This window comes from Ideonella dechloratans, from assembly GCF_021049305.1.
GTDB lineage: Bacteria > Pseudomonadota > Gammaproteobacteria > Burkholderiales > Burkholderiaceae_C > Ideonella > Ideonella dechloratans.
In genome coordinates this window covers 2,063,626-2,085,174 of record NZ_CP088081.1, presented here as the reverse complement: position 1 = coordinate 2,085,174, position 21,549 = coordinate 2,063,626, and the positions used below count along the sequence as shown (strand labels likewise).

At 68.9% G+C, this 21,549-nt stretch carries 19 protein-coding genes; 11 read left to right on the top strand and 8 right to left on the bottom strand.

Going from position 1 to position 21,549, the window contains the following annotated elements; genetic code table 11:
- The first annotated feature begins 35 nt into the window (after positions 1-35).
- The 5 genes from rbfA (at position 36) to LRM40_RS09660 (ending at position 5,319) form a co-directional block, all read left to right on the top strand.
- Positions 36-401 (top strand): 30S ribosome-binding factor RbfA, encoded by a 366-nt coding sequence (rbfA, locus tag LRM40_RS09680; RefSeq protein ID WP_151123026.1) that lies wholly within the window; start codon positions 36-38, stop codon positions 399-401.
- Positions 402-408: 7 nt separating this feature from the next.
- A complete protein-coding gene (truB, locus tag LRM40_RS09675; protein ID WP_151123024.1) occupies positions 409-1,377 on the top strand; it encodes a tRNA pseudouridine(55) synthase TruB in 969 nt (322 codons plus the stop codon).
- Positions 1,374-3,203, top strand: a complete 1,830-nt coding sequence (gene typA, locus LRM40_RS09670; RefSeq protein ID WP_151123022.1) for a translational GTPase TypA — start codon at positions 1,374-1,376, stop codon at positions 3,201-3,203. Before truB ends, typA begins: the two co-directional genes overlap by 4 nt.
- Positions 3,200-4,123 carry a DMT family transporter gene (locus LRM40_RS09665; protein WP_231067491.1) on the top strand — a complete coding sequence of 308 codons (924 nt, stop codon included), beginning with the start codon at positions 3,200-3,202 and terminating at the stop codon, positions 4,121-4,123. Before typA ends, LRM40_RS09665 begins: the two co-directional genes overlap by 4 nt.
- Positions 4,124-4,197: 74 nt before the next feature.
- Positions 4,198-5,319, top strand: a complete 1,122-nt coding sequence (locus LRM40_RS09660) for an enoyl-CoA hydratase/isomerase family protein (RefSeq protein WP_151123020.1) — start codon at positions 4,198-4,200, stop codon at positions 5,317-5,319.
- Positions 5,320-5,349: 30 nt separating this feature from the next.
- Here the strand turns inward: LRM40_RS09660 and LRM40_RS09655 are convergent, their stop codons facing one another.
- Positions 5,350-7,446, bottom strand: coding sequence for a phosphocholine-specific phospholipase C (locus tag LRM40_RS09655; RefSeq protein ID WP_151123018.1), 2,097 nt, complete (start codon positions 7,444-7,446; stop codon positions 5,350-5,352).
- A 126-nt stretch (positions 7,447-7,572) separates the two neighbouring features.
- Between LRM40_RS09655 and dusA the strand changes: the two genes are divergently transcribed.
- Positions 7,573-8,616: a tRNA dihydrouridine(20/20a) synthase DusA gene (gene dusA, locus LRM40_RS09650; RefSeq protein WP_259372456.1), complete on the top strand. Its 1,044-nt coding sequence runs from the start codon at positions 7,573-7,575 to the stop codon at positions 8,614-8,616.
- A gap of 6 nt (positions 8,617-8,622) precedes the next feature.
- Here the strand turns inward: dusA and LRM40_RS09645 are convergent, their stop codons facing one another.
- The gene (locus tag LRM40_RS09645; protein WP_151123014.1) at positions 8,623-9,543 is read right to left on the bottom strand and encodes a DMT family transporter; all 921 of its coding nucleotides are present in this window, start codon (positions 9,541-9,543) and stop codon (positions 8,623-8,625) included.
- 106 nt (positions 9,544-9,649) lie between these two features.
- Here LRM40_RS09645 and LRM40_RS09640 point away from each other — a divergent pair, with 106 nt between their 5' ends.
- The 5 genes from LRM40_RS09640 to LRM40_RS09620 all read left to right on the top strand — a co-directional run bounded on the left by LRM40_RS09640 (position 9,650) and on the right by LRM40_RS09620 (position 14,223).
- On the top strand, positions 9,650-10,321 hold the full coding sequence (locus tag LRM40_RS09640) for a response regulator (protein WP_151123012.1): 672 nt from the start codon (positions 9,650-9,652) through the stop codon (positions 10,319-10,321).
- Positions 10,318-11,706: a sensor histidine kinase gene (locus tag LRM40_RS09635; protein ID WP_151123010.1), complete on the top strand. Its 1,389-nt coding sequence runs from the start codon at positions 10,318-10,320 to the stop codon at positions 11,704-11,706. Before LRM40_RS09640 ends, LRM40_RS09635 begins: the two co-directional genes overlap by 4 nt.
- Positions 11,707-11,788: 82 nt before the next feature.
- A complete protein-coding gene (locus LRM40_RS09630; protein WP_170288808.1) occupies positions 11,789-12,367 on the top strand; it encodes a cytochrome b in 579 nt (192 codons plus the stop codon).
- An 82-nt stretch (positions 12,368-12,449) separates the two neighbouring features.
- The gene (locus LRM40_RS09625) at positions 12,450-13,808 is read left to right on the top strand and encodes a cytochrome C (protein WP_151123006.1); all 1,359 of its coding nucleotides are present in this window, start codon (positions 12,450-12,452) and stop codon (positions 13,806-13,808) included.
- Between the two features lie 19 nt (positions 13,809-13,827).
- Positions 13,828-14,223: a c-type cytochrome gene (locus LRM40_RS09620; RefSeq protein ID WP_151123004.1), complete on the top strand. Its 396-nt coding sequence runs from the start codon at positions 13,828-13,830 to the stop codon at positions 14,221-14,223.
- 21 nt (positions 14,224-14,244) lie between these two features.
- Here the strand turns inward: LRM40_RS09620 and LRM40_RS09615 are convergent, their stop codons facing one another.
- The 6 genes from LRM40_RS09615 to LRM40_RS09590 form a co-directional block, all read right to left on the bottom strand.
- Positions 14,245-15,429, bottom strand: coding sequence for an ABC transporter substrate-binding protein (locus LRM40_RS09615; protein WP_170288807.1), 1,185 nt, complete (start codon positions 15,427-15,429; stop codon positions 14,245-14,247).
- Positions 15,413-16,768: a type III glutamate--ammonia ligase gene (gene glnT / locus LRM40_RS09610; RefSeq protein WP_151123000.1), complete on the bottom strand. Its 1,356-nt coding sequence runs from the start codon at positions 16,766-16,768 to the stop codon at positions 15,413-15,415. The genes LRM40_RS09615 and glnT overlap by 17 nt, the downstream gene beginning before the upstream one ends.
- Positions 16,769-16,778: 10 nt before the next feature.
- Entirely contained in the window at positions 16,779-18,269 is a 1,491-nt protein-coding gene (locus LRM40_RS09605) for an aldehyde dehydrogenase (protein WP_151122998.1), read from the bottom strand.
- A 90-nt stretch (positions 18,270-18,359) separates the two neighbouring features.
- Positions 18,360-19,703: a DUF3138 family protein gene (locus LRM40_RS09600; RefSeq protein ID WP_151123072.1), complete on the bottom strand. Its 1,344-nt coding sequence runs from the start codon at positions 19,701-19,703 to the stop codon at positions 18,360-18,362.
- Between the two features lie 55 nt (positions 19,704-19,758).
- A complete protein-coding gene (locus LRM40_RS09595; RefSeq protein ID WP_151122996.1) occupies positions 19,759-20,604 on the bottom strand; it encodes an ABC transporter permease subunit in 846 nt (281 codons plus the stop codon).
- Positions 20,604-21,542 (bottom strand): ABC transporter permease, encoded by a 939-nt coding sequence (locus tag LRM40_RS09590; RefSeq protein WP_151122994.1) that lies wholly within the window; start codon positions 21,540-21,542, stop codon positions 20,604-20,606. Before LRM40_RS09590 ends, LRM40_RS09595 begins: the two co-directional genes overlap by 1 nt.
- Positions 21,543-21,549: the final 7 nt, after the last annotated feature.

The window sequence follows — 21,549 nt, the reverse complement described above, 5'->3', positions numbered from 1 at the left end:
TTGCTTGAGCGGCCCGACCTGGCAGGAGCACATTCATGCGACACAAACGCAGTCTCCCCAACCGCAGCTTCCGGGTGGCCGACCAGATCCAGCGCGATGTGGCCGAACTGATCCGCGAGCTGAAGGACCCCCGCATCGGCATGGTCACGATCAATGCCGTGGAGGTCACGCCTGACTACGCCCATGCCAAGGTGCTGTTCTCGCTGCTGGTGGGTGATCCGGTGGCCAGCGAGACCGCGCTCAATGAGGCCGCCGGCTTCGTGCGCAACGGCCTGTTCAAGCGCCTGTCCATCCACACCGTGCCGACGCTGCATTTCAAGTTCGACCAGACCACCGAGCGTGCGGCCGGGCTGAACGCGCTGATCCAGCAGGCCAACGCCAATCGGGCCAAGGATGACTGAGCTGGTCATGAACGACACCCCGGTCTCGGCACCGCGGCCGCGCATCGTGCGCCGGCCGGTGCATGGCGTGCTGTTGCTCGACAAGCCGCTGGGCCTGTCGAGCAACGACGCGCTGCAGAAGGCCAAGCGCCTGTTCCGTGCCGAGAAGGCCGGGCACACCGGCACCTTGGATCCGCTGGCCTCCGGCCTGCTGCCGCTGTGCTTCGGCGCCGCCACCAAGTTCTCCCAGGCCAGCCTGGAGGCCGACAAGGCCTATGCCGCCACCCTGCGCCTGGGCCAGACCCGGGTGGGCGGCGACATGGAGGGCGAAATTGTCCGCGAGCGCCCGGTCGAGGTGACGATGGCCGCCATCGAGGCCGCCTGTGCGCGCTTCACCGGCCCGATCTCCCAATTACCGCCGATGCATTCCGCCCTCAAGAAGGACGGCAAGGCGCTTTATGAATATGCCCGGGCCGGGATCGAGGTGGAACGTGAGCCGCGCCAGGTGCGCATTCACGCCATCGACATCCTGGGCTGGGATGCTGCGGCCTGCACCCTCCAACTGGCGGTGCGTTGCAGCAAGGGCACTTACATCCGCACCCTGGCCGAGGACATCGGCGAGGTGCTGGGTTGTGGTGCCCACCTGGCCGGGTTGAGGCGCACCCACAGCGGCGGTCTGGACGTGGCCCATGCGGTCACGCTGGACCGGCTGGCCGAGCTCGACGAGGCCGGACGGGACGCGCTGCTGCGCGGCCCGGACTGCATGCTCGCCGACTGGCCCGCTGTGTGCTTGCCGATGGACGAGGCCGGCCGCTTCCTCACGGGGATGCGGCGCAAGGTGCAGACGCCCGACATGCCGGCGGTGCGCGTCTACGGGCCCAACCCATCCACCTTCCTGGGCAGTGCCCATGTCACCGCCGGTGAACTGATCCCCGACCGCCTGCTCAGCCCCATCGAGGTGCAGGCCCTGCTGGTCAACCAGAAAGAAACACCATGAGCCGTCAGATTCGCAACATCGCCATCATCGCCCACGTGGACCATGGCAAAACCACCATGGTCGACCAGCTGCTGCGCCAGTCGGGCACCTTCGCCGAGCACGAGAAGGTCGTCGACACCGTGATGGACAACAACGCCATCGAGCGCGAGCGGGGCATCACCATCCTGGCCAAGAACTGCGCGGTCAGCTGGCAAGGCACCCACATCAACATCGTCGACACCCCGGGACACGCGGACTTCGGCGGCGAGGTGGAGCGCGCCCTGTCCATGGTGGACGGTGTGGTGCTGCTGATCGACGCCCAGGAGGGCCCGATGCCGCAGACCCGCTTCGTGACCAAGAAGGCGCTGGCCCTGGGCCTCAAGCCCATCGTCGTGGTCAACAAGGTGGACAAGCCGGGTGCCAAGCCGGACGCCGTGATCAACGCCGCCTTCGACCTGTTCGACAAGCTGGGCGCCACCGACGAGCAGCTGGACTTCCCGGTGGTCTATGCCTCGGGCATCAACGGCTGGTCTTCGCTGGAAGAGGGCGAGCCGGGGGCCCAGTGGGGCCCGGACATGTCGGCCCTGTTCGACACCATTCTCAAGCACGTGCCCACCCACCAGGGCAACCCTGACGCCTCGCTGCAGCTGCAGATCTCGGCGCTGGACTACTCCACCTTCGTCGGTCGCATCGGCGTGGGCCGCATCAGCCAGGGCACCCTGAAGCCTTCGATGGACGTGCTGGTGATGGAAGGCCCGGACGGCAAGAGCTTCAAGGGTCGGGTCAACCAGGTGCTGACCTTCCAGGGCCTGGATCGCGTGCAGGTCACCGAAGCCGGCCCCGGCGACATCGTGCTGATCAACGGCATCGAGGACATCGGCATCGGCGTGACGCTGACCAGCCCCACCGATCCGGCCCCGCTGCCGATGCTGAAGGTGGACGAGCCCACGCTGACGATGAACTTCTGCGTCAACACCTCGCCGCTGGCCGGCCGGGAAGGCAAGTTCGTCACCAGCCGCCAGATCTGGGACCGTCTGCAGAAGGAACTGCAGAGCAACGTGGCTTTGCGCGTGTCTGAAACCGGCGAGGACGGCGTCTTCGAAGTGATGGGCCGGGGTGAACTGCACCTGACCATCCTGCTGGAGAACATGCGCCGCGAGGGCTACGAGCTGGCTGTGGGCAAGCCGCGCGTGGTGTTCCGTGACATCGACGGCGTCAAGTGCGAGCCGATCGAAATGGTCACCGCCGACGTGGAAGAGCAACACCAGGGCGGCGTGATGCAGGCCCTGGGCGAGCGCAAGGGCGAGCTGGTGAACATGGAGCCGGACGGCCGTGGCCGCGTGCGCCTGGAGTACCGCATCCCGGCGCGGGGCCTGATCGGCTTCTCCAACGAGTTCCTGAACCTGACCCGCGGCTCGGGCCTGATCTCCAACATCTTCGACGGCTACGAGCCGCACAAGGGCGACATCGCTGGTCGCAAGAACGGCGTGCTGATCTCGATGGATGCCGGCGAGATCTTCACCTACGCCCTGGGCAAGCTGGATGACCGCGGTCGCATGTTCGTCAAGCCGGGCGACCCGGTGTACGAGGGCATGATCGTCGGCATCCACAGCCGCGACAACGATCTGATCGTCAACGCCACCCGCACCAAGCAGCTGACCAACTTCCGCGTCAGCGGCAAGGAAGACGCGATCAAGATCACGCCGCCGATCGAGCTGACGCTGGAGTACGGTGTCGAGTTCATCGAGGACGACGAGCTGGTCGAGATCACGCCCAAGTCGATCCGCCTGCGCAAGCGCCACCTGAGCGAACACGACCGCAAGCGCGCCGCCCGCGAAAGCGCATGAGCCCCGTGGCCCCCATGATGAGCCACCGCCGCGCGGTGGCCACCATGGTGCTGGCCACGCTGCTCTGGAGCATCGCCGGGGTCGTCACCCGGCACCTGGACTCGGCCGCCTCCTTTGAGGTGACCTTCTGGCGCAGCGCGGCCAATGCGTTGGCCATGGCGGCGTTGCTGGCCTGGCAGATGGGACCGACCGCTCTGCGACGCAGCCTGCGCCAGGGCGGGGCGGTGCTGTGGTGGTCCGGTCTGGGCTGGGGCGTGATGTACACCGCCTTCATGGTGGCGCTCACGCTGACCACCGTGGCCAATGTGCTGATCACCGAGGCGCTGTCGCCCCTCTTGACCGCCCTGATCGCCCGCTTCGTGCTCCGGCAGCGCCTGCCGCTGCGCACCTGGGTGGCCATCGCCATGGCCAGCGGCGGCATCGCCTGGATGCACGCCTCCCATGTGGCCGGCGGCGACCTGCGCCACTTGGTGGGCACGGGCCTGGCGCTGCTGGTGCCGCTGTGCAGCGCCCTGGTGTGGGTGCTGATGCAGGTGAATGCCCGCCGTGCGGCTGAACACCAGCAGGACCTGTCCGCGGCCGTGTTGATCGGTGCCGTGCTGTCGGCCGCGGTTTCGCTGCCGCTGGCCTGGCCGCTGCAGGCCTCGGCCCACGACATGCAGTTGCTGAGCCTGCTGGGCGTGGTGCAGTTGGCCATTCCCTGCGCGATGGCGGTGGCTGCTGGCCGCGTGCTCAAGGCCCCCGAAGCCTCGCTGCTGGGCCAGCTGGAAATCGTTTTCGGCGTGGCCTGGACCTGGCTGGGCACGGCCGAGGCGCCGACCCCGGCGGTGCTGGGCGGCGGCCTGCTGGTGCTGTGCGCGCTGACCGCCAACGAGGGCCTGGCCCTGTGGCGCAGCCGGGCCACGGCCGCACGGGGCTGAAGCGCCCCCCCGTTTTCGACGACGGCACAATGCGGCGATGAGCCGGCCCATCGACCGGCCGGAGACACGCTCGCATGCATTCCGATGATTTCTCGCCCGCCTTGTGCTCGGGTGGCCAGGTGCTGGCCCGCCGTCAGGGGCCGCTGGGCCTGATCACCCTCCACCGCGCCGCAGCGCTCAATGCGCTGTCCCTGGGCATGGTGCGCGACCTGACCACCGTGCTGCTGCAGTGGCGCGCGGACCCGGCGGTCCAGGCCGTGCTGGTGCAGGGTGCCGGCCGCGAGGGCAAGCCGCCGGCCTTCTGCGCGGGCGGCGACATCCGCTTCTTCCATCAGGCGGCCCTGGCCGGCGATCCGCGGCTGGAGGACTTCTTCACCGAGGAATACGCCCTCAACCACCTGATTCATGGCTATCCCAAGCCCTGCATCGCGCTGATGGACGGGGTGTGCATGGGCGGCGGCATGGGCATCAGCCAGGGCGCCTCGCTGCGGGTGGTGACCGAGCTCAGCAAGCTCGCCATGCCTGAGACCCACATCGGCCTGTTCCCGGATGTGGGCGGTGGCTGGTTCCTGGCCCGCTGCCCGGGCCATGTGGGCGAGTACCTGGCCTTGAGCGGCGAGGTGCTGGATGCGGCCGACGCCATCGCCTTCGGCCTGGCCGATGTGCAGCTGCCCTCGGCCGTGCTGCCTGCGCTGGTGGAGGCGCTGGGTGATGGCTCGTCCACCACCGGTGCCCAGTTGGAGGCGGCGGTGCGGGCCCGGGCGGTGGCTGCTGGCGAAGGCCGGTTGGCGGCGCTGCAGGGGCAGATCGACCTGCATTTCAGCCGCCCGACGCTGGGCGACATCATCACCTCGCTGACCGGTGACGACAGCGACTGGGCACGACACACCCTGGGCGCGCTGCACAAGCGTTCGCCCCTGATGATGGCCGTGGCCCTGGAGCAGGTGCGCCGGGCCCGCCACCTGAGCCTGGCGGACGATCTGCGCATGGAGCGCGACCTGGTGCGCCAGTGCTTCCAGCTGCGCCCGGGCACGGCCAGCGAGACGGTGGAGGGCATTCGCGCGCTGGTGATCGACAAGGACCACCAGCCGCGCTGGAACCCGTCCCGGGTGGAGGACGTGACCCCCGACCAGGTGGCCGCCTTCTTCGACAGCCCTTGGCCCGCGGTGGTTCACCCGCTGCGCGCGCTGGACTGAGCCCGCGCGCGACAGCGGCGCAGGGCGTGTTCAGCCCTTGAGCTTCAGGCCACCCATCATCGGGTCGCTGATGCTGGGCTTGCCGGTCTCCACGTGGCCCGCCAGGCGGGTCTGGAAGCTGCTGTCGCCCGCGGCGGTGACGACGATGTCGTACCAGCCGAAGGTGCGGTGCAGCGACCAGCTCACCGACTGCATCGCGCCCGCGGCCAGGCTCAGCGTCTGGCTCTGGCCGCTGTAGCGGTCCACCAGCGTCAAGGCCACGGTGGCCTTGCCGGCATTGCTGAAGGTCACGGTCACACCCTCGTCGCCCGGCACGGGGGTGTAGACCACGCTGGTCTCGACCCGCACCGCGCTCTTGGCCGTGCCCCCCTGGTAGCGGCGCAGGAAGCCGTTGGGGCCGGAGACCGCCAGGTCATAGCTGCTGGCCCCGGCCGAGAGCAGGTCCCACTGGCCCTTGAGCGCCTGGCCGGGCTCGACGGTGTAGTTGCGCGGCGCGTCGGCCGTGGTGCGGCTGCGCACCTGGAACACCGCGGTGGCATGGCCTTCGTTGATGAAGTCCAGCACATACAGGCCCTTGTCGGCCTTGAGGTGACCGTTGGCCTGCAGCGCATAGGGCAGGGCGCGGGCGCGGCGCACGCCGGTTTCCTGCACCGGCAACTGCGGGTTGGTGGGGGCGACCACCACGTAGTCGGCATGGCGCTCCAGATCGGCCGGGAAATAGGCCGACGTGCTGGGCAGGGCCGGCACCTTGGCGTTGGGCGTGGCGAAGTTCAGGGCCGAGGTCAGGTCGCCGGTCACGGCGCGGCGCCACGGGGTGATGTTGCTCTCGGTCACCCCGAAGCGGGCTTCCAGGAAGCGGATCACCGAGGTGTGGTCGAAGACCTGCGAATCGACCCAGCCGCCCTTGCTCCAGGGCGAGACGACCAGCATCGGCACCCGCATGCCCAGACCGTAGGGGCCGGCCGGGTGGCTGCTGTCACCGGCATAGAGCTCATTGGTGGTCTTGACGGTGGAGGCCCCCAGGCTGCTGTTGGCCGGCGGGGTGGGCGGCGACATGTGGTCGAAGAAGCCGCCTTCCTCGTCGTAGTTGATGAACAGCACCGTCTTGCTCCAGACGGCCGGGTTGGCGGTCAGGGCATCCAGGAACTGCGAGACGAACCAGGCGCCGTAGTCGGCCGGGTGGTTGGGGTGCTCGCTGTAGGCCTCGGGGGCGACGATCCAGGACACCTGCGGCAGCTTGTTGTTGGCCACATCCTGACGGAACTGGGTCACCAGGCCGTTGGGGTCGCGGTTGCTGTTGACGATGGCGGTGCCGGTCTTGGCCTTGTCGGCCAGAGGCGTGCCGGCCACGGCATTCTGGTACTGGTGGAAGTACAGCAGCGAGTTGTCGCCGTAGTTGCCGATATAGGGGTCGCTGGTCCAGCCCCAGTAGCCGTCGGCGGTCAGGCCGGTGCCGGTGTCCTGGTAGATCTTCCAGCTGATGCCGGCGGCTTCCAGGCGCTCGGGGTAGGTCTTCCAGTCGTAGCCGGCTTCGGCATTGGTGATGACCGGGCCACCGCCCTTGCCGTCGTTGCCCACCCAGCCCGTCCACAGGTGGTAGCGGTTGGGGTCGGTCGGGCCCATCAGCGAGCAGTGGTAGGCATCGCAGACGGTGAAGGCGTCGGCCAGCGCGTAGTGGAAGGGGATGTCCGCGCGCTGGTGGTAGGTCATGGCCGACAGGCCCTTGTTGGGCACCCACTGGTCGTGGCGGCCCAGGTTCCAGGCGGCGTGGGTGTCGTTCCAGCCGTGCGGGGGGTCGGGCAGGAAGGTCATGCCCAGGTTGTCCACCGGCGGCCGGAAGGGCAGCACCAACTGGTCGCCGTTCATCTGGTACCAGACCGGCTGGCCCGAGGGCAGGGTGATGGCCCGCGGATCGGCAAAGCCGCGCACGCCGCGCAGGGTGCCGAACAGGTGATCGAAGGAGCGGTTCTCCTGCATCAGGATCACCACGTGCTCGACGTCGGCGATGGTGCCGGTGCGCTGGTGGGCGGGAATCTCCAGGGCGCGGGCGATGCTGGGGTGCATGCCGGCGGCGGCGCTGGACGCGCCCATCCATTGCAGAAACTGGCGGCGGCGGGGATCGGTCATGGGAGGGCCTTTTCGGGGTTGGGGGTGATGGCCGCCACGCTAGGCCGGGCGTTTGACACGTCCGTGTCGGTCCTGCGGGTCGAAGGACCCAAGGTGCGACAAGCTGTGACACCGGATAATCCGGGGGTGACCTCCCGCCCCGAATTCCCCTCCGTCCTGTCCTCGCGTCCGTCCCCCTGGCGGCTGAGCGTGGCGCCCATGCTCGACTGGACCGACCGCCACTGCCGGCATTTCCATCGCCAGCTCACCCACCAGACACGGCTTTACACCGAGATGGTCACCACCGGCGCATTGCGTTTCGGTGACCAGGCGCGCCATCTGGACTACGGCGCCGAGGAACACCCTCTGGCCCTTCAGTTAGGGGGGAGCGAACCCGAGGAACTGGCGCACGCCACACGCCTGGCCCGGCAATGGGGCTACGACGAGGTCAACCTCAATTGCGGCTGCCCCAGCGAGCGGGTGCAACGCGGTGCCTTCGGCGCCTGCCTGATGGCCGAGGCCCCGCTGGTGGCCGACTGCGTGCGGGCGATGCGCGAGGCGGCCGAGCCTTCCCAGGCCGGGCAGACGGCGCTGCCCATCACGGTCAAGCACCGCATCGGCATCGACAAGGAAGAGAGCTATGCCTTCGTGCGGGACTTCGTCGGCACCGTGGCCGAGGCGGGCTGCGAGGTCTTCATCGTCCACGCCCGCAACGCCTGGCTCAAGGGTCTGAGCCCCAAGGAGAACCGGGAGATCCCGCCGCTGCGCTATGAACTGGTCTACCAACTCAAGCGCGAGTTTCCACAGCTGACCATCGTGCTCAACGGCGGGGTGAAGACCAGCGAGGAGATTGCCCACCACCTGGCCCAGGTCGATGGGGTGATGGTGGGCCGCGAGGCCTACCACAACCCCTGGCTGATGGCCGACTGGGACACGCGCTTCTGGGGCGCTTCGGCCGACCCCGCGGCCGACCGCGATGCGGTGGAGCAGGCCATGGTGCGCTACATGGCCGAGCGCCATGCCGCGGCGGCCACGCCCTGGGCCCACATCGCCCGCCACATGCTGGGTCTGCACAACGGCCTGTCCGGGGCGCGCCGCTGGCGCCAGGTGTGGTCGGACCACCGGCTCAAGGGCGAGCCGCCCGAGGCGGTGTACCAGCACGCCCACCGCGGGGCCCCGGCGGCAGCCTGATCCCGCTCAGCTCGCGGTGCGTGGGGCCGGGGCATTGCGCTGTGGCCAGGTGGCCAGCAGCAGCCCGGTCAGGGCCAGGCCCAGTGCCAGCACCTGGGCCAGCGCCAGCGATTCGCCCAGGAACAGCACGCCGACGGCGGTGGCCGACAGCGGCAGCATCACGCTGAACACGCCAGCCTGCTGGGCCGGCACGTGGCGCAGGCCCTTCATCCAGAGCCAGACGGTGACCACGCTGGCGGCCAAGGCGTAAAAGCCCAGCAGGCCCCAGTGCGCGGCGTGCACCGCCCCGAAGTCGAAGCGCAGCGCCTGCCACAGGCCCAGCGGCGTCACCAGGGCCAGGCCCCAGAGGTTGATCAGCGCGCTGATGCGGCGCGGCGAGACCTGGGCGGTCAGCTTCTTGCCGATCACCATGTAGCAGGCCTCGCAGAACACCGCGCCCAGCAGCAGGCCGTAGCCCCACCTGGGCGCGGGGGCGGCCGCATTGCTGCCGTGCCGGCTCAGGGCCAGCAGCGCGATGCCCGCCACCGCGCAGACCACGCCCGCCATCACCCGGGGGCGCAGGGCCTCCTTCAGCCACAGCCGCGAGAGCAGGGCCACGGCGGCCGGAATGCCGGCCATCACCACCCCGGCGGCCACGGCCGAGGTGGCGGCCACGCCGAAGAGCATGCAGATGGAGAACAGGAAATTGCCCAGGAAGCTCTCCAGGAAGAGCAGGCGCCGGTCGGCCGGGCTCAGCGGGGCTTCGCCCGGTGCGCGTTGCACCCAGCGGACCATGGCCAGTGCCGCCAGGCCGAAGCGCAGCCAGGCCAGCAGGAAGATGGGGAACACGGCCACCAGGAGCTTGGACAGGCCGACATAGCTGCCGACCAGCGCCATGCTGGCGGCCAGGCTGGCATAGGCCAGTCCTCGGGAGGAAGAAGTGCGCATGAGGGCGGACAGGGTAGCCGATCCGACCCCGAGGCGCCCGGCCGTGGCGGGCGCGGAGTTACGATGCGATACGGTGCCCGGCATGGGCGGCAACGGGGTTTCGGGGATGCGCATCCTGCTGGTGGAGGACGACGAACTGCTGCAACGCGCGCTGGCGGCGGCCCTGGCCGAGGCGGGCATGGAGCTGGACGTGCTTGGCGCGGCCGAGCCCGCCCTGGACGCCTTGTCCCACGGCATGCACGACCTGGCCATCGTGGACATCGGCCTGCCGGGCATGGATGGTCTGGCTCTGCTGCGGGAACTGCGGCGCAGCGGCAACAAGGTGCCGGTGCTGATGCTGACGGCCCGGGACGGCCTGGACGACCGCGTGCAGGGCCTCAATGAAGGGGCGGACGACTACCTGATCAAGCCCTTTCTGCTGCCGGAATTGCTGGCCCGGGTGCAGGCCCTGATCCGCCGCAGCCAGTCGGCGGCGAGTTCCCGGGTGGAGGTGGGCCCGCTGGCGATGGACATCGCCAGCCACGAGGCCGAGCTGGCGGGGCAGCCGCTGACCCTGACGGGGCGGGAGTGGGACCTGCTGCTGGCCCTGGTGCTGGCCACGCCCAAGGTGCTGGCCAAGCGCAAGCTGGCCGACAGCCTGAGCCGCTGGGACAAGGAGATCACCGACAACGCCATCGAGATCTACGTCTCGCGGGTGCGCAACAAGCTGGCCGACAGCGGGGTGACGATCCGCACCGTGCGGGGCATCGGCTACCGGCTGGATCTGGTGCCGGCATGACCCTGGCCGATCCGCCCTCCCTGCGTGGCCGGCTGCTGCGCCTGCTGTGGTGGCCGCTGCTGGCCGTGCTGCTGCTCAGCGCCGTGTACGACTACAACCAGTGGGCCGACCGGGCCCGCAGCAACCAGGATCTGGCGCTCTCGCGCATTGCCATCGCGCTGGCCACCCGGCTGGACGTGGATGCCGACGACACGCACGACGACGACGTCGGTCCCCATCTGGCCCGCACCGTGCAGGCCATGCAACTGGCCGACGGGCGGGATCGCCTCTTTTTCGCGGTGCAGGATGCCAAGGGCAACTTGCTGGGGGGTGACGCGCGATTGATGACCCTGATCGCGCCGCCGCTGGGCGACTGGGCGGTGTTTGCGGACACCCGTTGGCAGGGCAGCGATGTGCGGGTGGTGGCCTTGCCGCACCGCTCGCCCCTGGGGCCGGTGACGGTGGTGGTGGCCGAGACGACGGAGCGCCGCGTCGGCCAGATCCACCATGTGCTGGTGGACACCGTCGTGCCCAATCTGGTGCTGCTGCTGCTGGCCCTGGGCCTGGTGTGGCTGGGGGTGAACTTCGCCCTGGCGCCGCTGGATCGCCTGAGCGAGCAGGTGGGGCATCGTTCGCAGGAGGATCTGGGCCAGATTCCCGAATCTCCGCTGCCCAGCGAACTCAAGCCGCTGGTTGTGGCGCTCAACCGGCTCATGGCCCATCTGCGGGCCTCGGCCCAGGTGCAGCAGGCCTTTCTCTCCAATGCGGCGCATCAGCTGCGCACGCCGCTGGCGGGGGTGGTCAACCAGATCGAGTTGGTCAGCCGCGAGGTGGCGGGTGAGCCACGCGAGCGCCTGGCCGGGGTGCAGGAGGCGCTGCAGCGCATGACCCGCTCGACCCACCAGATGCTGGCGCTGGCGCGGTCGGGGCCGCAGGCGGCCGCGGCCGAGGCCGCGGCGCCGGTCGATCTGGCCGAACTGCTGGAGGACGCCGCTTCCCAGTGGCTGGACACCGCGCTGGCCGCCGAGGTGGACCTGGGTTTCGAGTCCCAGCCGGCGGCGGTGCGGGGGTCGGCCTGGATGCTGCATGAACTCCTGGGCAATCTGATCCACAACGCCTTGAGACACAGCCCACCCGGTGGCCGTGTGACCGTGCGCTGCGGCAGCGATGACTCCGGCGGCGCCTGGCTGGAGGTGGAGGACGAGGGGCCGGGCATCCCGCCGGCCCTGCGCGACAAGGTCTTCGACCGCTTCTTCCAGGCGCCGGGGGCCGCACCCGGCGGCAGCGGCCTGGGCCTGGCCATCGTGCGCGAGGTGGCCGAGCGGCACCAGGCGCAGGTGCGTCTGCTGGACGGAGCGGAAGGCCGGGGGCTGCGGGTGCGCGTGGAGTTTCCCGCCGCGCTGTGACATTCCCTTGCAGTCACTGTCAGGCTTTTGAAGGTTGGCCCCTTCTAGCCTGTCGGCCATGTTCGATGCACCTGAAACGACCATGGCTTCTCCGGAACTCCCCACCCCGTCCGCAGACTCGGCGGCCTGGCATCCGCGCCCCATCGTGGTGGCTCACTGGCTGACCTTCGGTCTGCTGGTGGCGGCCTTCGGCTTCGTGCTGGGGCGGGACTACGTCGATGGCAAGGCGCTCGAGTCCTTGCTGCTGATGCTGCACCGTTGGGCGGGTCTGTCGATTGCCTTGCTGGCTTTCACCCGCCTGGTGCTGCGCACCCGGCTGCGCCTGGCCGAAGGCACCTCCGATGACCCCGCCTGGCAGCGTTGGATCGCCGCGGGCATCCATGCGCTGCTCTACCTGTTCATGCTGGGCCTGCCGCTGTTGGGCTGGGTGCTCAGCAGCGCCCAGGGGCAGACGGTGAACCTGCCCTGGGGCGGCCATCTGCCGGCCCTGATGGAGCCGGACCCGGACCTGGCCGACACGCTGGAGGACTGGCACGGCACCCTGGCCTGGATCTTCGCCGGCCTGATTGGCCTGCACGCTGCTGCGGCGCTGTTCCACCACTGGGTGCGCCGGGACGGCGTGCTCGCGGCGATGTGGCCGCCGGCCCGCGCCTCGCGCTGAGCCGCGCCGGCGCCGTCCTGCCGTCCCCTTTTTTCCTTCCGCTTCCCGCAAACCCACCCTCGTTCCGAGAGGAGACGATCGCATGACCTTGTCCCGACATTTCCACCGATGGCGCCTGTGGCTGACCCGCGCCGCCGGCCTGCTGGCCGCGCTGACAGCCGCCACGCCCAGCCACGCCGTGCCCAGCTATGCCCGCCAGACCGGGCAGGACTGCGTGGCCTGCCACGTGGGCGGCTTCGGCCCGCAGCTGACGCCTTACGGCGTCAAGTTCAAGCTCGGCGGCTACGCCGACACCGATGGCCAGCCGGGCAAGCTGCCCCTGTCGGGCATGCTGGTGGCCTCGATGACCCGCACCGCCAAGGACCAGGCCGAGCCGCCGGCCGACGGCGCCAAGCTCAACAACAACAAGACGCTGGACGAGGCCTCGCTGTTCATCGCCGGCCGGCTGGCCGACCAGCTGGGCACCTTCACCCAGATCACCTATGACGGCGTGGGCAAGTCCAGTTCGCTGGACCAGATGGACGTGCGCTTCGCGCACAGCACCAGCCTGGCCGGCAAGGACCTGACCCTGGGGGTTTCGCTGAACAACAACCCCGGTGTGCAGGACCCGTTCAACACCATGCCGGTCTGGGGCTACCCGTATGCGGCCTCGGCCCTGGGCTTCAGCGGTCCGGAGACCGGCACGCTGATCAACGGCGGGCTGGAGCAGCATGTGCTGGGCCTGACCGCCTACGGCTTCTATGACAACCAGTGGTATGCCGAACTGGGGGGCTATCGCGACCTCTCGCGCACGATGCAGGAGCGCATGAGCCTGGGCACCGCGGACGATCCCGGCCGCGTGTCCAATGCCGGCTACTGGCGCCTGGCCTGGTTCCAGGACCACCACAGCCGCGCCTATTCGGTGGGCCTGTTCGGCTTCAACGCCGGCATCCAGCCCGACCGCCAGCCCGGCGGGCCGCGCAACCAGTACCACGACGTCGGCATCGACGGCCAGTACCAGTTCCTGGGCACCCGCGAGCACATCTTCACCCTGCAGGGCAGCACCATCTGGGAGCGCCAGAAGCGTGACGCCATGGTTGCCGCGGGCGAGGCGGACCACGCCCACGGCTACCTGCGTGAGACGCGGGTGAACGCCTCCTACAACTACCAGCAGACCTACGGCCTGAGCCTGGGCCGCTTCATGACCACCGGCGACCGCGACAGCCTGCTCTACAGCAGCAACGGTGCCATGGTGCCCAACACCCGCGGCACGGTGTTCCAGGCCGACTGGACGCCCTGGGGCAAGGAAGATTCCTGGCAGGCGCCGTGGGCCAACCTGCGCCTGGGCCTGCAGTACACCGCCTACAACCAGTACAACGGCGCCTTCCGCAACGTCGATGGCAACGGGCGCAAGGCTTCTGACAACAACACGCTGTTCCTCTTCGCCTGGACCAGCTTCTGACACACGGAACCGAGACGATATGTCGACATTGAAATCCATCCTCAGCGCAGGCGGCCTGAGCCTGATGGCGCTGGCCGGGGCGCTGCACTCCGAGCTGGCGCAGGCCGCGGGCGACGCCAAGGTGGGCGCCCGCGTCTATGCCGAGAACTGTGCCGAGTGCCACAGCACCAAGGAAGGCAAGAACAAGAAGGGGCCGTCCTTGTTCCAGAGCTTCGGTCGCAAGGCCGGGGCGGTGGGCGACTTCGCCTACTCTGACGCACTCAAGGCCAGCGGCAAGGCTTGGACCGAGGCCGAGCTGGATGCCTATCTGACCCTGCCGAAGAAGGCCATTCCTGGCGGGAAGATGAAGTTCGACGGCCTGCCCGAGGCCAAGGACCGGGCCGACGTCATCGCCTACCTGGCCACGCTGAAGTGAGCCCGCGCGGGGGCCGGTCGCTCAGCGGATCGGCCGGCCTTCGCGGTCCAGCACCGTCATGGCCACTTCAGAGATGGCCTGACGCCGCTGCGCGTCCCAGCGCAGCACCAGGCCGCCGGCATCCCAGCCGGCCAGGCCCTCCATCGCCTGCATGAAGGCCGCCCGGCCGCCGCCCCGCGGCATGCGCCGCAGGCCCTCGACGATGGCGTTGCCCGCCACCCAACCTTCGAGCGAGACGTACTCCGGTGCGGGCCCGCCGCTGACCTGCAGCAGGCGCTGGTAGGTGGCCACCACGGGACGCGAGCTGTCGAAAGGCGAGGGCATGACCTGGGTGACCGACAGGCCACCCGCCTTGGCGCCCAGCAGCGGCCCGATGGCCGCGGCGCTGGACAGACTGGTGGCGTAGCAGCCACCGGCAAAGCCGGCATCGCGCAAGGCCAACATCACCGCGGCGGTGGAGGCATAGGCGGCGAGGAACACCACCGCCATCGGATTGCCCGACATCAGGGTGTGGGCCGCGCTCTGGATGTCGCGCGACTTCCATTCCACCTGGTTGGTGGAGTTGCGGGCCACGCGGGCCAGGGCCACCGGCGGCGGCAGGCCGGCGGCGGCCAGGGCCTGCTGCAGGGCGTCCATGCCGGCCTGACCGTCGGCATCGTCCTGCTGCAGCACCGCCACCCGGCGGAAGCCGATGGTGCGCAGGCTGCGGGCGATCAGGGTGGTTTCGGCGCTCAGGCCGGGGCGCAGGTGCCACAGCCAGCGCGAGGGGTTGCGCCGCAGGCTCTCGGCGCCGGTCAGCGGGGCCAGCATCGGCACGCCGGCCTTCTCGGCCAGGGGCAGGCAGCGGTTCACCGCATCGGTGCCCACGTAGCCGACCAGGGCGAAGACCTTGTCCGCCATCAGGTCCTGGGTGTTGGCCAGGGCCACTTCGGGTTCGTAGCGGTCGTCGTAGCTGATCAGCTCCAGGCGCTGACCGCGCACGCCCCCGGCGGCATTGGCGGCCTGCACGGCCAGTTGCAGGCCGCGCTGGTACTCGATGCCCAGGTGCTGGGCCGGGCCCGACAGAGGCACCGACTGGCCCAGGCGGATCGTCTCGCGGGTGCCGACGGGCTCCGACTGGGCCCGTGCGGTCGACCAGGGCAGGGCCACGCCCGCAGCCAGGGCCGCTTTGAGCCAGTTGCGGCGACGTTCAGAAGGTGGCGGCATAGCGCTCGAGCTCCCAAGTGCTGACGTGTCGAGCGTAGCCCAACCATTCGTCACGCTTGAGACGCAGGAACTCGCCATGCAACACCGGGCCCAGGGCGGCGGCCACCACCGCGTCGGCGGCCAGGGCGTCCACCGCCTCGGCCAGGGACTGCGGCAGCAGCGGGACGCCACGCCGATGGATCTCGCCCAGGGACAGGGCGAACAGGTCCTCGGTGCAGGCCGGCCCCGGATCCAGGCCGCGGTCGATGCCGTCCAGACCGGCTGCAATCAGCACCGCGGTGGCCAGGTAGGGGTTGGCGCTGGCGTCGGGCAGCCGCCACTCGAAGCGGCCGGGCAGGGTGCGGACCATGGCGGTGCGGTTGTTGGGGCCATGGGCCACATAGGCCGGCGCCCAGGTGGTGCCCGAGAGCGATTCCCCCACCACCAGGCGCTTGTAGCTGTTGACCGTGGGGGCAGCCAGCGCGCACAGCGCCGGCGCATGGGCCAGCACGCCGGCGATGAACTGGCGGCCCAGCAGCGACAGGTCATGGCCCTGGGTCCGCTCGTCCGCGCTGGGGCTGAAGAGGCCCTTGCCGTGGGCCGGGTCCTTCAGGTCCCACAGCGAGACATGGAAGTGCAGGCCGCTGCCAGGCTGGTTGGCAAAGGGCTTGGGCATCATCGAGAAGACCCAGCCTTCGCGCTCGGCCAGAGCCTGGGCGGCGAGCTTGAAGCCCATCAGGTGGTCGGCGCTGGCCAGGGCCTCGTCGTAGGCGAAGTTGACCTCGTACTGGCCGTGGGCGTCCTCGTGGTCCAGCTGCAGCACCTGGCGACCCCAGCCGCTCAAGGTGTCCTGCAAACCATGCAGGAAGGCGGCCTTGCGGGGCAGCGACTTCAGGTCGTAGCTGGGTTTGTCCAGCCGGTCGCCATCGTCGGCGGGCAGCCAACGCCCCTCCTGTTTCTGCAGCAGGAAGAACTCGGGCTCGATGCCGGTCTTGAGCTGCCAGCCGCGCTCGGCCAGGCGGGCGCTGGCGCGCTTGAGCACCTGGCGCGGGCAGGCCTCGAAGGGCTGGCCGGCGACGAAGCCGTCGCACACCACCCGGGCGTAGCCGGGCTGCCAGGGCAGGGGATCGATCGGGTGCGCCAGGTCAGCCCGGGCGTAGTACTCGGCCCGGGGGCCGGTGCGCGGCAGGCCGGTGCCCCAGATGGAGGGCCCCGCAAAGCCAGCGCCGGTCTCGATCAACTCGTCCAACTGGGCCAGGGGCACGTACTTGCCCTTGGCCACGCCATGCATGTCGGTGAACTGGGCCAGCAGCGTGTGCACGCCCCGGGCTTGCAATGACTCACGCTGCGTGTCGCTCATGCGTGTCCCTTCAGTCCAGCCGCAGCCAGGTGGTTTTCAGTTCGGTGTACTTGTCGAAGGCATGCAGGGACTTGTCGCGCCCGTTGCCGCTCTGCTTGTAGCCGCCGAAGGGCACGGTCATGTCGTCCTCGTCGTATTGGTTGACGTGCACCGTGCCGGCGCGCAAGGCGCGGGCCACGCGGTGGGCGCGGTTGACGTTGAGGCTCCAGACGCTGGCCTGCAGGCCGTAGCTGGAGGCGTTGGCGATGGCGATGGCCTCTTCCTCGGTCTTGAAGCGGATCACGCTGGTGACCGGGCCGAAGATCTCCTCGCGGGCGATCTTCATCTCGTTGCTGACACCGGCGAACACGGTGGGCTCGACGTAGTAGCCGCCGCTGTCGGTGCGGGCCTGGCGGCCGCCGGCCACGCACTGCGCGCCTTCGCTGTGGCCGGCGTCGATGTAGCCCATCACCGTCTTGAGCTGGGTCTCGTCCACCAGGGCACCCAGCACGGTGTCGGGGTGCAGCGGGTCGGCCGGAGCGTACTTGGGCGCCTCGGCGGCCAGCAGCTTCACGAAATCGTCGGCGATGCTGTCCTGCACCAGCACGCGCGAGGGCGCGTTGCAGCTCTCGCCCTGGTTGAAGAACATGCTGCCGGCCAGGGTCTGGGCGGCGCGGGCGATGTCGCCGTAGTCTTCAAAGACCAGGAAGGCCGACTTGCCGCCCAGCTCGTTGTAGACGCGCTTGAGGTTGGACTGGCCGGCGTAGTCCAGCATGCGGCGGCCCACGCGGGTGGAGCCGGTGAAGCCGATGGCGTCCACGTCCATGTGCAGGGCCAGGGCCTCGCCGGCCTCGTGGCCGTAGCCGGGAACCACGTTGAAGACGCCCGGGGGCAGACCGGCCTCGACGGCCAGCTCGGCCAGGCGGCAGGCGGTCAACGGACTCTTCTCGCTGGGCTTCAAGACCACGGAGTTGCCGGCGGCCAGGGCGGGGCCCAGCTTCCAGGCGGCCATGATCATCGGGTAGTTCCAGGGCACGATGGCGCCGATCACGCCCATCGGCTCGCGGGTGATCATGGCCAGGGCGTGGTCGCCGGTGGGGGCGATCTCGTCGTAGATCTTGTCCACGGCCTCGCCGTACCAGGCGATGCAGCGGGCGGTGGCGGTCACATCCACGCCCATCGAGTACTGGATGGGCTTGCCCATGTCCAGGGTCTCAAGCAGGGCCAGTTCTTCCTTGGCGGCCAGGATCTTCTCGGCAAAGCGCTGCAGCACCTTCTTGCGGGCGGCGGGCGCCTGACCGGCCCAGCGGCGGTCCTCGAAGGCGGCGCGGGCGCTGCGCACGGCCGCGTCGATGTCGGCGCGCTGGCCGCGGACCACGTCGGTCAGGAAGCGGCCGTCCACCGGCGAATGCTTGGCAAAGGTCTGGCCGTCAACGGCCGCCACGCGTTGGCCGTCGATCACGGCACGGCCATCGGCCTTGAGGGCCTGGGCGCGTTCAGTCCAGTTCACGTGGTGGGGCATGGTGTGTCTCCAGGGGCAAAAAAAGGGCCGTCGCGGCAGCGCGAACGGCCCCGGTCGGTGTGGGGCGGCGCCGCAGCGCCGCCCGTGGGATCAGAACGCCACGACCACCGAGGTCGCGAGCATCTGGTTGAGCTTCTTGTAGTCGCCGTTCTTCACGTCGTAGAAGACGGCCTTGTCGGCGCCGTCCAGGCGGTACTCGAGCTTGACCGTGGTGTTCTCGTTGAAGGCGTACTTGCCACCGACAGTGATGGCATAGCGGTTGGCGCCTTCATCGGGGTTGCCACCGTTCATGTCGGGACCGATGCCGTTGCGGTCATCCGCCTGGCTGTAGCCGAACAGGCCGCCGCCGTTCTTGCGGTTGTAGATGTAGTCGGCGCGCACCAGGCCCTGCAGGCGCGGGGTGAACATGTAGCCCACCAGGCCCGAGATGCCGTACCACTGGGCGTCACGCCGGTTGCCATTGGCGTCCGGCGTGATCGCGGCCGACTTCTGCTGGCCGTAGCTCAGCTGGCCCTGCACCGTCAGGTCGCCGCGGGTGAAGTAGCCATCGACCTCGGTCAGGATGGCCAGGGTGCGCTTCTCGACATTGCCGTCCACGTCGAAGACAGGGGCCGTGCCGATCAAGCTGGCGAAACCGGCGCCGCTGAACTCGTCCTTGCCGTAGTCGGTGCGGAAGGCCCAGGCCGGCGACTTCTGACCGGCGTCATGCACAGCCGAGTTGAGGTTGGCCAGGGCCGTGCGGATCCACCAGGGGCCGCGCTTGATGTCCAGACCGGCACCGGTGTAGCCCACGGGCAGCGTGAAGTCGTACAGCAGGTTGTGGCTGGTGAACGGATTCAGGGTGGGCTGCTGGTACTCGTAGCCGGACCAGTCGGGGATTTGGCCGGCGATGAAGCGGGTCTGGTCGTCCGTCAGCGCCACGGAGACCGATGCCTCCTGGATGATGCTGGAGCCGTCGATGGCCGCGCCAACACCGCGGTTGGGTGCCAGCGTCAGGTGCCACAGCGTGCCGCTGTCGGTTTCCTTCAGCAGATCGAGCGAGGCGGCGCCCATGAATGAGGTGTCGTAGTAGTAGCCGTCCGACTGCTGGTTCAGGAACTGGAAGCCGGCTCGGTTCTGGCGCTGGTTGTAGACGAAGGTCGGTTCGATGTAGCCGGAGATCTTCAGGCCCTTGAGGCCCTGGGCAATCATGTTGTCCTCGGCGGCTTCGGTCTTGGCGGCGATGCGGTTGAACTCGGCCGACTGTTCGGGCGTCATGCCCCACTGGGCCTGACCGGCCGGCGCGGCCGGGGCCTGCTGGAGCTTGGATTCCAGCTCGTTGACGCGCTGCTTCAGGGCCTGCAACTCCTTGAGCAGTTCCTCGTTCGACTGGGCAGCCGCCGGGAACGCGGCCGTCATGGCAACGACCAGCAGGGTGGGGCTCAGAGACTTCATCACGGGGTTTCCTTCTCTTGCTTGCTGTGTGAGGGGGCGTGCGGACAATGACCTGTCATTCGCGGGCGGCAGCAGCGATCTCCTGCTGGCGGCGACGTTCGTTGCGGGCGATCACGTAGCTGGTGATGATCACGCCGATGGAGACGGCCAGCACGATCAGCGTGGCCATCGCGTTGACGGTGGGGTTCAGACCCAGGCGGGCGCGGGAGAAGATCACCAGCGGCATGGTGGTGGAGCCCGGGCCGGAGAGGAAGGCCGACACCACCACGTCGTCCAGAGACAGCGTGAAAGTCAGCAGCCAGGCGGACATCATGGCCTGAGAGATCATCGGCAATGTGATCAGGAAGAACACGCTGCGTGGCTTGGCGCCCAGGTCCATCGCGGCCTCTTCCAGGCTGGGGTTGAGTTCCTGCAGGCGGGCCTGCACGACCACGGTGGCGTAGGACATGCCCAGCAACAGGTGGCCCAGCCAGATGGTCATCGCACCGCGGTCCGGGTAGCCGGTGACGCGCTGGACTTCCACCAGCATCAGCAGCAGGGACAGGCCGATGACCACCTCGGGCATCACGAGCGGGGCGTTGACCATGCCGGAGAACATGGTGCGGCCCCAGAAGCGCTTGTACTTGACCAGGGCGAAGGCGGCGAAGGTGCCCAGCACGACCGAACCGGTGGCCGAGAAGAAGGCGACCTTCATCGACAGCCACAGGCCGCTGAGCATCTCGTCGTCGTGCATCAGGGCGCCGTACCACTTCAGCGTGAAGCCGCGCCAGACATTGGCCAGCGGCGAGTCGTTGAAGGAGTAGACGACCAGCGCGACGATGGGCAGGTACAGGAAGACGAAGCCGCCCAGCAGCCAAGCCTTGCTGAAGCCGCGGTTGAAGGCAGGGGACAGGCGCAACATCAGCGGGCCTCCTGGGCTTCAGCCTGGTATTTGTTGAAGATGGCCAGCGGCACGATGATCAGCAGGATCATCACCACCGCGACGGTGGCGGCCATCGGCCAGTCGTTGTTCGAGAAGAACTCGTCCCAGACCACGCGGCCGATCATCATCGTCTCCGGCCCGCCGAGCAGTTCGGGGATCACGTACTCGCCGACGCAGGGAATGAACACCAGCATCGAGCCGGCGATGATCCCCGCCTTGGACAGGGGCACCGTGACCTTCCAGAAGGTCACCCACGGGGTGGAGCCCAGATCGGCGGCGGCCTCCAGCAGACGGATGTCCATCTTGGCCAGGTTGGAGTAGAGCGGCAGGATCATGAAGGGCAGGTAGGTGTAGGTCATGCCCAGCACCAGCGAGAAATGCGTGTTCATGAACTTGCCCGGCGCCGAGATCAGGCCCAGGGCCAGCAGCACCTGGTCCAGGCCGGTGGAGATCAGCAGGTCGGCCACCCAGCCATGCTCGCTCAGCAAGCCCTTCCAGGCGTAGACGCGCAGCAGGAAGGAGGTCCAGAAGGGCAGCATGACCAGCATCAGCAGGGCGGGCTGTGTCGTTGCCTTGGCCCGTGCCATGAAGTAGGCGAAGGGGTAGCCGATGGCCAGGCACAGGACGGTGGTGGCCGCGGCGTACTTCAGACTGGCGACGTAGGTGCTCCAGTAGAGGTCGTCGCTGGCCAGGAAGCTGTAGTTGCCCAGCTTGATCACCAGAGTGATCACGCCGTCGGCGTAGGACAGGATGTTCTTGACGACCACCGTGTCCATTTCCGAGATGCTGATCTTGGCCAGGATCAGGAAGGGGAACAGGAAGAAGATCAGCAGCCAGGCATAGGGCAGGCCGATGACCGCGGCGCGGCCTCGGAGCCAGCTCGGCCGCTGGGTGAACAGACGGATCAGGCGTTCCATGGTGCTT